Source organism: Methylobacterium sp. NPDC097929, assembly GCF_049543375.1.
Classification (GTDB): Bacteria; Pseudomonadota; Alphaproteobacteria; order Rhizobiales; family Beijerinckiaceae; genus Methylobacterium.
Window position 1 is genome coordinate 198,919 of record NZ_JBMVEP010000006.1, and the last position, 12,843, is coordinate 211,761.

The 12,843-nt window shown below is 66.9% G+C and carries 6 protein-coding genes; 1 reads left to right on the forward strand and 5 read right to left on the reverse strand.

The genetic code is table 11. From position 1 onward, the window contains the following. Window positions 1-182 precede the first annotated feature (182 nt). The 4 genes from rpoC to rplJ all read right to left on the reverse strand — a co-directional run bounded on the left by rpoC (window position 183) and on the right by rplJ (window position 9,927). Complete coding sequence (rpoC, locus tag ACPCJR_RS16365) at window positions 183-4,400, reverse strand: DNA-directed RNA polymerase subunit beta' (RefSeq protein ID WP_391513561.1); 4,218 nt, start codon at window positions 4,398-4,400, stop codon at window positions 183-185. Window positions 4,401-4,578: 178 nt separating this feature from the next. Continuing rightward, the gene (gene rpoB / locus ACPCJR_RS16370) at window positions 4,579-8,709 is read right to left on the reverse strand and encodes a DNA-directed RNA polymerase subunit beta (RefSeq protein WP_331285989.1); all 4,131 of its coding nucleotides are present in this window, start codon (window positions 8,707-8,709) and stop codon (window positions 4,579-4,581) included. A 260-nt stretch (window positions 8,710-8,969) separates the two neighbouring features. After that, window positions 8,970-9,350 carry a 50S ribosomal protein L7/L12 gene (gene rplL / locus ACPCJR_RS16375; RefSeq protein ID WP_110351617.1) on the reverse strand — a complete coding sequence of 127 codons (381 nt, stop codon included), beginning with the start codon at window positions 9,348-9,350 and terminating at the stop codon, window positions 8,970-8,972. 58 nt (window positions 9,351-9,408) lie between these two features. Beyond that, a complete protein-coding gene (rplJ, locus tag ACPCJR_RS16380) occupies window positions 9,409-9,927 on the reverse strand; it encodes a 50S ribosomal protein L10 (protein WP_110351618.1) in 519 nt (172 codons plus the stop codon). A gap of 690 nt (window positions 9,928-10,617) precedes the next feature. Here rplJ and ACPCJR_RS16385 point away from each other — a divergent pair. Then, window positions 10,618-10,767 carry a hypothetical protein gene (locus tag ACPCJR_RS16385; protein ID WP_391513558.1) on the forward strand — a complete coding sequence of 50 codons (150 nt, stop codon included), beginning with the start codon at window positions 10,618-10,620 and terminating at the stop codon, window positions 10,765-10,767. 16 nt (window positions 10,768-10,783) lie between these two features. Here the strand turns inward: ACPCJR_RS16385 and ACPCJR_RS16390 are convergent, their stop codons facing one another. Beyond that, window positions 10,784-12,313: a porin gene (locus ACPCJR_RS16390; protein ID WP_391513556.1), complete on the reverse strand. Its 1,530-nt coding sequence runs from the start codon at window positions 12,311-12,313 to the stop codon at window positions 10,784-10,786. Between the last annotated feature and the right edge of the window lie 530 nt (window positions 12,314-12,843).

Below are 12,843 nucleotides of genomic sequence, written 5' to 3' on the forward strand. Positions count from 1 at the left end.
CGCGGTACGACGCCCGATCCCCATTCCGGCGCGGGGTCGCGTTCGCCGGATGCGACCAGCCGCGGCGGCGCGGCGAGGGCTCCACGCTCCACGAAAAAGGCCCCGGCTCTCGCGAGCCGGGGCCTTTTTCCTGTCCGCCCTCCCCGCCCGCGAGGGCGGACGGGAAGGGATCGTTCCTGAGCTTACTCGGCCGCGGCCGGGGGCAGCTCGCTGAGTCCGGCGGCGTTGGCCGCGTTCTCGGCGGAGCGCTGCTGCAGGATCAGGTTGTCGCGGCGGCGCGCGATGGAGCGGATGTCCGCCGCGAGCGAGCCGGTGCCGGCCGGGATGAGCGAGCCGACGATGACGTTCTCCTTGAGGCCCTCCAGCGTGTCGACCTTGCCGTTGACCGCCGCCTCGGTGAGGACGCGGGTGGTCTCCTGGAACGAGGCCGCCGAGATGAACGATTTCGTCTGCAGCGACGCCTTGGTGATGCCGAGCAGGACGGGAACGCCCTGGATCGGCTTCTTGCCCTCGGCCAGCAGCTTCTCGTTGAAGTCGGCCAGTTCGGTGCGGTCGATCTGGTCGCCCGTGAGGATGTCGGAATCGCCGCCGTCGGTGATCTCCACCTTCTGCAGCATCTGCCGGACGATCACCTCGATGTGCTTGTCGTTGATCGACACGCCCTGGAGCCGGTAGACCTCCTGGATCTCGTTGACGAGGTAGGCAGCGAGTTCCTCCACGCCCTTGATCGCCAGGATGTCGTGCGGCGCCGGGTTACCGTCGACGATGTAGTCGCCAAGCTCGACCACGTCCCCATCCTGCAGGTGGATGTGCTTGCCCTTGGGGATCAGGTACTCGACCGGGTCCGAACCGTCATGGGGCGTCAGCGTGAGCCGGCGCTTGTTCTTGTAGTCGCGGCCGAACTGGATCGAGCCGGACTTCTCGGCGATGATCGCCGCGTCCTTCGGACGACGGGCCTCGAACAGCTCCGCCACCCGCGGCAGACCGCCGGTGATGTCGCGGGTCTTGGCCGAATCCGTCGAGACGCGGGCCAGCACGTCGCCGGCCTTCACCTTCGCCCCCGGATCGAGACCGATGATGGCATCGACCGGCAGGTAGTAGCGGGCATCCGAACCGCGCGGCAGCTTCACCGGCTTGCCGTCCTGATCCAGCACGAGCATGGCCGGCTTCAGGTCGGAGGTGCGGGACGAACCGCGCCAGTCGATGACGACACGCTTGGCGATGCCGGTCGACTCGTCGGTGGTCTCGGTGATGGACTGGCCATCGTAGAGATCCTCGTAGCCGACGATGCCGTCCACCTCGGCCACGATCGGACGGGTGTAGGGATCCCACTCGGCGATCCGCTGGCCGCGCTTGATCGTGTCGCCCTCGTCGACGCGCACCTTGGCACCGTATTGCAGGCGGTGGACCGCCCGCTCGGCGCCGTCCGGCCCGACGATCACCACCGCGACCGAACGGCCGGTGGCGATGAGATCGCCGTCGGAGTTCTTGGCCAGCGACCGGTTGCGGATCTTGATCGTGCCCTCGAAGCTCGACTCGACGAAGGACGAATCCGCGATCTGGGCCGCGCCGCCGATGTGGAAGGTGCGCATGGTGAGCTGGGTGCCCGGCTCGCCGATCGACTGCGCCGCGATGACGCCGACGGCCTCGCCCATGTTGACGGGCGTGCCGCGGGCCAGATCGCGCCCGTAGCAGGTGGCGCAGACGCCGCTCTTGGTCTGGCAGACCAGCACCGAGCGGATCTTCACCTCCTGGATGCCGGCGGCGTTGATCGCCGGCAGGTGACGCTCCTCGATCGTCTCGTTGGTCTTGACGATGACGGTGCCGTCCTGCGCCACCAGATCCTCGGCCGTGGCGCGGCCCAGGATGCGGATGGAGAGCGGGGCCACGACCTGGCCGGCATCGATGATGGCGCGCATCTTGATGCCGTTGGTGGTGCCGCAATCCGTCTCGCGGATGACGGCGTCCTGCGCCACGTCGACCAGACGACGCGTCAGGTAACCCGAGTTCGCGGTCTTCAGCGCCGTGTCCGCGAGGCCCTTACGGGCGCCGTGGGTGGAGTTGAAGTACTCGAGAACGTCGAGACCTTCCTTGAAGTTCGAGATGATCGGCGTCTCGATGATCTCGCCCGACGGCTTGGCCATGAGGCCGCGCATCGCCGCGAGCTGCTTCATCTGCGCGGGCGAACCGCGGGCGCCCGAGTGGCTCATCATGTAGATCGAGTTGACTTGGCGGTCGGCCCCGTTCTCGTCCTTCTGGACGGCGGAGATCCGGCCCATCATCTCGGCGGCGAGCTTGTCGGAGCACTTGGCCCAGGCGTCGACGACCTTGTTGTACTTCTCGCCCTGGGTGATCAGGCCGTCGTTGTACTGCTGCTCGTAATCCTTCACCAGCGCGCGGGTGTCGTCGACGATCGACCACTTGTTCTCCGGCACGACCATGTCGTCCTTGCCGAACGAGATGCCGGCCTTGAACGCGTGGCTGAAACCGAGCGCCATGATGCGGTCGCAGAAGATCACCGACTCCTTCTGACCGCAGTGGCGGTAGACGGTGTCGATCATCGCCGAGATCTCCTTCTTCGTCATCAGCTTGTTGACGACGTCGAAGGGCACCTTCGGGTGCAGCGGCAGCACGCCGGACAGGATCACGCGGCCCGGGGTCGTGTCGTAGATCTTCGACACGGGCTCGCCATCCGGCCCGAGGCCGCGCCAGCGCCACTTGATCTTCGAGTGCAGCGACACGGTCTTGGCCGCGAGCGCGTGCTCGAGCTGACCGATATCGCCGAACACGCCCTGCATCGGGTTGTTCTTGTCGTCGGGCTTGTGCGCGCCCACCGCGCCGTCGGCGACGATCGACAGGTAGTAGAGGCCGAGCACGATGTCTTGGCTCGGCACGATGATCGGCTGGCCGTTGGCCGGGTGCAGGATGTTGTTGGTCGACATCATCAGGACGCGCGCTTCCAGCTGCGCCTCAAGCGACAGCGGGACGTGCACGGCCATCTGGTCGCCGTCGAAGTCGGCGTTGAAGGCGGCGCAGACCAGCGGGTGCAGCTGGATCGCCTTGCCCTCGATCAGCTTCGGCTCGAAGGCCTGGATGCCGAGGCGGTGCAGCGTCGGCGCCCGGTTGAGCATGACGGGATGCTCGCGGATGACCTCGTCCAGGATATCCCAGACTTCGGGCTTCTCCTTCTCGACGAGTTTTTTCGCTTGCTTGACGGTGGCCGAGAAACCCTTGGCGTCGAGGCGCGCGTAGATGAAGGGCTTGAACAGCTCCAGCGCCATCTTCTTGGGCAGGCCGCATTGGTGCAGCTTCAGCTCGGGGCCGACCACGATGACCGAGCGGCCCGAGTAGTCGACGCGCTTGCCGAGCAGGTTCTGGCGGAAGCGGCCCTGCTTGCCCTTCAGCATGTCGGCGAGCGACTTCAGCGGGCGCTTGTTGGCGCCGGTGATGACGCGGCCGCGGCGGCCGTTGTCGAACAGCGCGTCCACCGCCTCCTGAAGCATACGCTTCTCGTTGCGGATGATGATGTCCGGCGCGCGCAGCTCGATCAGCCGCTTGAGGCGGTTGTTGCGGTTGATGACGCGGCGGTAGAGGTCGTTGAGATCCGACGTGGCGAAGCGGCCGCCGTCCAGCGGGACCAGCGGACGCAGGTCCGGCGGGATGACGGGCACGACCGTCAGGATCATCCACTCGGGCTTGTTGCCCGAGAGCTGGAACGCCTCGATGATCTTGAGGCGCTTCATCAGCTTCTTGGGCTTCAGCTCGGAGGTCGTCGTCGCGATCTCCTCCTTGAGCGAGGTCGCGATGCCTTCGAGGTCGAGCTCCTGCAGGATGCGCCGGATCGCCTCGGCGCCGATCATCGCCGTGAACGAATCCTCGCCGTACTCCTCCTGCGCGCGCAGGTACTCCTCCTCCGAGAGGAGCTGACGCTCCTTGAGGGGGGTGAGGCCGGGCTCGATGACGACGTAGGACTCGAAGTACAGGATCCGCTCGAGATCCTTGAGCGCCATGTCGAGAAGCAAGCCGATGCGGCTCGGCAGCGACTTCAAGAACCAGATGTGGGCGACGGGGGCGGCCAGTTCGATATGGCCCATGCGGTCGCGACGGACGCGCGCGAGGGTGACCTCGACGCCGCACTTCTCGCAGATGACGCCCTTGTACTTCATGCGCTTGTACTTGCCGCACAAGCACTCGTAATCCTTGATCGGCCCGAAGATGCGCGCGCAGAACAGGCCGTCGCGCTCGGGCTTGAAGGTCCGGTAGTTGATCGTCTCGGGCTTCTTGATCTCGCCGTAGGACCAAGACAGGATCTTCTCGGGCGAGGAGATCGAGATCTTGATCTGGTCGAAGCTCTGCGGCTGGGCCTGCTGATTGAAAAGGTTCATGACCTCTTGGTTCATGATCCGCTCCTTGCTCGCCGGCTGCCCCGCGCCTGGGCAGTCACGGCTTGATCCTCATGGCGCCGCGCTCGTCCGGAGCGCCGCTGGCCGTCTTCGTCTCTCGGAAGGCCCCGCCCCTTCCCGCTCGACCGCGGCGGCACCCGGTGAGGAGCGCCGCCGCGGGAGGTGATGGCCGTCGTTACTCGGCGGCGTCGGCCGGCGGCTCGATCTGGTCGTTGGCCGCCTGCTGCTGCTTGGAGGAGGTGAGCTCGACGTTGAGGCCGAGCGAACGCATCTCCTTGACGAGCACGTTGAAGGATTCGGGGATGCCAGCCTCGAAGGTGTCGTCGCCGCGGACGATCGCCTCGTAGACCTTGGTGCGGCCGGCCACGTCGTCCGACTTCACCGTGAGCATCTCCTGCAGCGTGTAGGCCGCGCCGTAGGCCTCCAGCGCCCAGACCTCCATCTCACCGAAGCGCTGGCCGCCGAACTGCGCCTTGCCGCCCAGCGGCTGCTGGGTGACGAGCGAGTACGGGCCGATCGAGCGCGCGTGGATCTTGTCGTCCACGAGGTGGTGCAGCTTCAGCATGTAGATGTAGCCCATGGTGACCTTGCGGTCGAAGGGCTCGCCGGTCCGCCCGTCGTAGAGCGTCGACTGCGCCGAGCGGTCGAGCCCGGCCATCTCCAGCATCGTCTCGATGTCGGCTTCCTTGGCGCCGTTGAACACCGGGGTCGCCATCGGCACGCCGCGCCGCACGTTGTTTCCGGCCTCCGCCAGAGCCTCGTCGGAGAGACCCTCCAGCTCGGACGGGGAGTAGATCGCTTCCATCTCGGTCCGCAGCGGCGCGATGTCCTGGTTCTTCAGGTAGGCATCGACCGCCTTCGAGACCTTGCGACCCAAGCCCGCAGCCGCCCAGCCCAGGTGGGTTTCTAGGATCTGGCCGACGTTCATGCGCGAGGGCACGCCGAGCGGGTTGAGCACGATGTCGGCATGCGTCCCGTCCTCGAGGAACGGCATGTCCTCGATCGGCACGATGCGCGAGACGACGCCCTTGTTGCCGTGGCGGCCGGCCATCTTGTCGCCGGGCTGGATCTTGCGCTTCACCGCCACGAAGACCTTGACCATCTTCATGACGCCGGGCGGAAGCTCGTCGCCGCGCTGCAGCTTCTCGACCTTGTCGAGGAAGCGCTGCTCGAGGCGCTTCTTCGACTCGTCGTACTGCTTCTGCATCGCCTCGATCTCCGTCATCAGACGGTCGTCGACGACGGCGAACTGCCACCATTGCGAGCGGGGATACTCGCTGATGATCTCGCGGGTCAGCGTGGTGTCCTTGCGGAAGCCCTTCGGGCCGGCCACCGGCGACTGACCGATCAGCACCTCGGCCAGACGCGCGTAGGTGTTGCGGTCGAGGATGGTCTGCTCGTCGTCGCGGTCCTTGGCGAGACGCTCGATTTCCTCGCGCTCGATCGCCTGGGCGCGCTCGTCCTTGTCGACGCCGTGGCGGTTGAACACCCGGACCTCGACGATCGTGCCGGTCACGCCCGGGGGAACCCGGAGCGAGGTGTCGCGCACGTCGGACGCCTTCTCGCCGAAGATGGCGCGCAGGAGCTTCTCCTCCGGCGTCATCGGGCTCTCGCCCTTGGGCGTGATCTTGCCGACGAGGATGTCGCCGGCATGCACCTCGGCACCGATATAGACGATGCCGGCCTCGTCGAGGTTCTTGAGCGCCTCCTCCGAGACGTTCGGGATGTCGCGGGTGATCTCCTCCGGCCCGAGCTTGGTGTCGCGGGCCATCACCTCGAATTCCTCGATGTGGATCGAGGTGAACACGTCATCCTTCACGATCCGCTCGGAGAGCAGGATCGAGTCCTCGAAGTTGTAGCCGTTCCAGGGCATGAACGCGACGAGCACGTTGCGGCCGAGCGCGAGCTCGCCGAACTCGGTCGAGGGACCGTCGGCGATGATCTCGCCCTTCTTCACCGGCTCGCCGACGCGCACCAGCGGCTTCTGCGTGATGCAGGTCGACTGGTTGGAGCGCTGGAACTTCTGCAGGCGGTAGATGTCGACGCCGGGCTTGGTCGGGTCGGTCTCTTCCGTGGCGCGGATGACGATACGGGTGGCGTCCACCTGATCGACGATGCCGGAGCGGCGGGCGGCGATGGCAGCCCCCGAGTCGCGGGCGACCACGGCCTCCATGCCGGTGCCGACGAAGGGCGCGTCGGCGCGAACCAGCGGCACCGCCTGGCGCTGCATGTTCGAGCCCATCAGAGCGCGGTTGGCGTCGTCGTTCTCGAGGAACGGGATCAGCGCCGCGGCGACCGAGACGAGCTGCTTCGGGGAGACGTCCATGAGATCGACGCGGTCGGGGGCGACCACGATGACCTCGCCCGCGCGGCGGCAGACCACGAGGTCGTCCGTCAGCTTGCGGCCCTCGTCCATGCCGGCATTGGCCTGGGCGACGTAGTACTTCGCCTCCTCCATGGCGGAGAGGTAGGCGACCTCGTCGGTCACCACGCCGTCCTTCACCCGGCGGAACGGCGTCTCGATGAAGCCGTACTTGTTCACGCGGGCGAAGGTCGCCAGCGAGTTGATCAGGCCGATATTCGGGCCTTCCGGGGTCTCGATCGGGCAGATGCGGCCGTAATGGGTCGGGTGCACGTCGCGCACCTCGAAGCCGGCGCGCTCGCGGGTCAGACCGCCCGGGCCGAGCGCCGAGAGGCGGCGCTTGTGCGTCACTTCCGAGAGCGGGTTGGTCTGGTCCATGAACTGCGAGAGCTGCGACGAGCCGAAGAACTCGCGCACCGCGGCCGCCGCGGGCTTCGCGTTGATGAGATCCTGCGGCATCACCGTGTCGATATCGACCGAGGACATGCGCTCCTTGATGGCGCGCTCCATCCGCAGGAGGCCCAGACGGTACTGGTTCTCCATCAGCTCGCCGACCGAGCGGACGCGGCGGTTGCCGAGGTGGTCGATGTCGTCGATCTCGCCCTTGCCGTCGCGCAGGTCCACCAGCGCCTTGACGACCGCGAGCATGTCCTCGCGGCGCAGGGTGCGCACGGTGTCGGCGGCGTCGAGGTCGAGGCGCATGTTCATCTTCACGCGGCCGACCGCCGAGAGGTCGTAGCGCTCGGCGTCGAAGAACAGCGAGTGGAACATCGCCTCGGCCGTGTCGAGCGTCGGCGGCTCGCCCGGGCGCATGACGCGGTAGATGTCGAACAGCGCACCCTCGCGGGCCGAGTTCTTGTCCACGGCCAGGGTGTTGCGGATGTAGGGGCCGACATTGACGTGGTCGATGTCGAGCACGGGGATCTCGGTGACGCCGACATCGTCGAGCGCCTTGAGCATCTTCTCCGAGATCTCGTCGCCGGCCTCGGCCCAGATCTCGCCCGTCTTCATGTTGACGAGGTCCTCGGCGATGTACTGGCCGACGAGATCCTCGTCGGTCGCCTTGAGGAACTTGGTGCCCTTCTCGCCGATCAGGCGGGCGTTGCGGGCGTTGAGCTTCTTGCCGGCCTCCAGCACCACCTCGCCGGAATCGGCGTCGATGAGATCGACGGAGGCTTTGAAGCCCTTGAGGCGCTCGGCGTCGAACGGCACGCGCCAGTCCGCCCCGTCACGCTCGTAGGTGACGCGGTTGTAGAAGGTCGAGAGGATCTCTTCGCCGTCGAGGCCGAGCGCGAACAGCAGCGAGGTGACCGGCAGCTTGCGCTTGCGGTCGATGCGCACGTGCACGATGTCCTTGGCGTCGAACTCGACGTCGAGCCAGGAGCCCCGGTAGGGGATGATGCGGGCAGCGAACAGCAGCTTGCCGGACGAGTGGGTCTTGCCCTTGTCGTGGTCGAAGAACACGCCCGGGGAGCGGTGCATCTGCGAGACGATGACGCGCTCGGTGCCGTTGACGATGAAGGTGCCGTTGTCCGTCATGAGCGGCATGTCGCCCATGTAGACGTCCTGCTCCTTGATGTCCTTGACGGACTTGGCGCCCGTGTCCGGATCCACGTCGAACACGATCAGACGCAGCGTCACCTTGAGCGGGGCCGCGAAGGTGATGCCGCGCTGGCGGCACTCGTCGACGTCGTATTTCGGCTGCTCGAAGGTGTAGCGCACGAATTCGAGGAGCGCGGTCGAGGCGAAGTCCGAGATCGGGAAGACCGACTTGAAGACACTCTGCAGGCCCTCGTCGCCGCGCCCGCCCTCGGGCTCGTCCACCATCAGGAACTGGTCGTAGGACGCCTTTTGAACCTCGATGAGGTTCGGCATCTCGGCGACTTCCCGGATCTTGCCGAAGAACTTGCGAATGCGCTTGCGACCGACCAGCGTATTGGCCATGAGACCTCGCTCCACCACCTCAGCGTAGGGTGCCCGGGGAAGGCGGACCGCCTCCCATCACCGGGCTCGAAGGGCCGTCCCGCCGGACGATGGCCCACCCGAACCGAATTCGTCTCCGTTCGCCGCCCATTCCCGCCCGCGGGAACGACGGCCGCCCGAAGCAGCGTTAGCCCGCGAGCCGGAGCCCGCGGGCGTCTGGCCGGCGCAGCCCCGGGGAACTGCGCCGGATGCGATGGGCCGGGAAACGGCCCATCGACGGATTACTTGAGCTCGACCTTGGCGCCGGCCTTCTCGAGCTGGGCCTTGAGCTTCTCGGCCTCGTCCTTGCTGGCGCCTTCCTTGACGGGCTTCGGGGCGCCCTCGACGAGGTCCTTGGCTTCCTTGAGGCCGAGGCCGGTGATCGCGCGGACCTCCTTGATGACCTCGATCTTCTTGTCGCCGGCGGAGGCGAGCACGACCGTGAACTCAGTCTGCTCCTCGGCGGCGGCGGCAGCGCCACCACCGGCGGCCGGGCCGGCGGCCACGGCGACGGCAGCGGCGGCGGAGACGCCCCACTTCTCTTCGAGCATCTTGGCGAGGTCGGCGGCCTCGAGGACGGTCAGCGACGAGAGATCGTCGACGAGCTTGGCGAGATCAGCCATGTGTCAGTTCCTTCAGGTATATCGGTTTGAACGGGTCGGTTTGTAAGGGGGAAACGGCTCAGGCCGCTTCGTCCTTCTTGGCATAGGCCCCGAACACGCGGGCGAGCTTGGCCGCCGGCGCGTTGACGACCTGGGCGATCTTGGTCGCGGGAGCCTGGACGAGGCCCACGATCTTGGCGCGCAGTTCGTCGAGGGACGGAAGCGAGGCGAGGGCCTTCACGCCGTCCGGGTTCAGGGCAGTCGTTCCCATCGCGCCGCCGAGAATCACGAGCTTGTCGTTCGTCTTGGCGAAATCCACCGCAACCTTGGCGGCCGCGACCGGATCGCTCGAATAAGCGAGCAGGGTCGGGCCCTTCAGGAGGGGCTTGATGGAAGCGACGTCCGTGCCATCGAGAGCGATGCTGGCGAGCCGGTTCTTGGCGACCTTCACGGTGGCGCCGGCCTGCTTCATCTGCGAGCGCAGCTTCTGCATGTCGGCGACCGTGAGGCCCTTGTAGTGGGCCACGACGACGACGGCGCTCGAGTCGAACACGCCGTTGAGCGTCGAGACGAGATCAGCTTTTGCTGTCCTGTCCACTGGTGCTCTCTCCGGTTGGCGGAACCTGAGGCAGGTCCGCCGGTTGCACTTGCCGCCCGGAACGGATCTCGGCGTGAAGCCGGAACCGTCGCCCGGGCGACGTCTCACGGCCCTGTCCCCTTGAAGCGCCGGATGTGGCCCCTCGCGGGTGAGATTGGTTCAAACCGATGCCTCCCCCCGGTGCTTGGCGGCCCCGAAGCGAGGTGCGAAAAAATTCGGTCTTCCCCGTCTGTGCAGGCTGTCGCCGATTAAGCCGGTTGCCCAGCGCCTGCAGTCTCGGACAGGACATAGCCGGAAACGGCGCTCGGAGCGGCTGCCCCGAGACCCTTCCGGCCATCGCCGCCCGGTTGCCCGGGCGACATCTCGAACGGAAACCGACCGATTGGCCGATCCCTTCCAATGGGTGAATTCGTGGAGCGCGGTCTATAGCGGCGTGCAAGCCGCCTGCCAAGTCCCGGCATGCGACTTTTCCGTCGCAGGCAAGATCACAGACACGATCGCAGCGGGATCGCGGGCACGGCACGGATCGGCCGCCCCCTCGCCCCGCAGGGCCGCGCCGCCTTAACCCCGCATTCACCCTGCCGGCCCCCGCCCGGACACCCCTTCGGTCCATGTGCGCCGGCGCATGCCCGCCCGCTCCGAACCGGGCCTAAACCGCCGCGCTTCGAAGCGTGAGAGTTGGTCAGGGCGATGTCCCCGAAGGTGTTGCTGGCGCTGGTCGTGCTCGTCCTCGCTCTGGACGGTCACCTGCCCGGGATGCGCGAATTGCGCAACCCGGACGCCGAGGGCGGCAAGGGCGCGGGCCGCGCCGCCCTCGTGTCGAAGCGCGCCGGGACCTGAAGCCCCAGCCCGCGGCTCAGTAGTTGATCTGGATCTGCCCGCGGAACAGGTCGCCGTTGGCCCGGCCGAGGCGGCCGCTATTGGCCTCGCGGCGCTTCATGTTGGCGTAGGCGAGCGTCAGCTCCACCGACTTGATCGGCTGGAACTCGATGCCGAGTTCCAGCTCGTCGGTGTCGAGGCGCGGTGCGTTCGTGGCCACCTTCCAGCCGCCGTCGTAGGTCTGCCAGCGGATGTAGGGCATGAACGGGCCGACCGGCGAGTGGTCGACCTTGTACATCGCCTGGACGTAGCCGCCCTGGAGCGGCTTGGTCTGCACGGCCCGGGCGATGGGATCCCATTCGGGGCCGCGGCCCCAGTTCCACTCCGCCTGGAGACCGAAGGGCTGCGGGTACAGGATCGCGTGCAGGCCGACGCGCTCGTCGTCGAAGGCGTTGCCCAGGGCCGTGGTGGTGCCGAAGGTGGCCTCGGGCCGGAAGCGGTTGCGGTAGGCCGAGCCGCCGACCTCCAGCACCTGCCCGCGGAAGGCTTCGCCGAGGCCGTCGAGTTCGAACGGCCAGGTCGCCATCACCACCGTCATCAGGTCGTTGTTGGCCTCGACCCGGTTGATGGTCTGGCCGTTGTAGATGCCGACGCCGAAGGCGCCGTAATTGCCGAACAGCTTCTGGCCGCCCTTGGCGAGGCGGTCCCAGATGCGCTGCACGTGCCAGGGCGTGTAGTAGAACGAGATACCGATGTCGCGCTCGCCGGGCACGGCGCTGTTGATCGCGTCGGAGCGGTCGAGCGTCAGGCGGTTCTGCGAGGATTGCAGGTTTTCCCAGCCGTAGGGTACCTTCTGCTGGCCGAAGCGCAGCCGGGTGCGGCGCTCGTCGTCGAGGAACACGTCGGCATAGGCGTCGCGCAGCTGGGTGTAGTGCTGGCGCGACTCGCTGCCCGCCTGGTTCGAGACGTTCACCGCGAAGTCGGGCTGGATGTAGATGAAGACCCGCTCGTGGATGTCGCCCTGAAGGATCAGGCGCACCCGGCGGAAGGTGAAGTTGTTGCGGTCGGTGATGCCGCTGTCGTGGACCGAGCGAAGGCGCGAGCGGCCCGCCGGGGCGGTGTCGTCGCCGGACAGGAACTCGTTGCCGCGCAGCTGCGTGTAGCCGCGCAGCGACAGGCGCTCGAACCAGGTCTTGGGCCGGCCCGCGCGGCTGGGATCGTCCGCGAGCAGCTGCGGCGCGGGCGGCACCAGCGCGTCGTACCACGTCTCCGGCTCGTCGATGGCGAAGCGGTGCGGGACCTGGGCCGGCGCGGCCGGCTGACCGACCGCGGATTCCTTCGGCCGCCCGGCCGCCGGGAAGGTGCCGGCATCGGTGTTGCGGGCCGATGCCGGCCGCAGGGTGGCTCCCCGCGCGCCCCTGCCCTGCGCCTCGGCCTGGGCCTTGATCATCGCCTTGAGCTCGTTGATCTGGCGCTGCAGCTCGGCGACCGTCTGGGCCTGAGCCTGAGCGCAGGGCAGCACCAGAGCGCTCGACAGCAGCAGCGCGGTCAGAAGACGTCGTCTCATCTCTCGAACCCCCTTTGCCGCGTTCCGGGCCGGCGTGATCACGCTCGCCGTGTTGTGTTGGAACGCGCCCAGTCTTCGGTTGCGGATCGTCAGGCGCAGCGCGAACCCCGGATGGCCGCTCGAACCGTCCCCGCCCTCCGGTCCGCACGGCGTGCGGCACCCGGCGAAGTCGTTAGTCGGCTCAATCGCTTAGCGACCCCGGCGGTGCACCCCACAGCCATGCTTGGCCGATAGCACTCCGCTGGAAGGATTAAAAGTAATGTTGAGTAAAACTAGCTGTATTATCGGATTCAATATTTATATAACGATTTGAACCAGGTATTAATCCAAAAAATATCAAGCTTTTTGCGTCATAAAAGTGACGTAACATTGTGATTTACTTGATCTCTTACCATCAACCAAGTCGTTCTCAGCGCGGTCGCGATCCCTCGCTCCGCCGAGAGGACTTCGAGGCGGGTCCCGGGATCGGGGACGCGGCGTTGTCGCGCGCCCTCGGAAGGAGGGGGCGCACGGCGCCGGTCGCAGCCTTC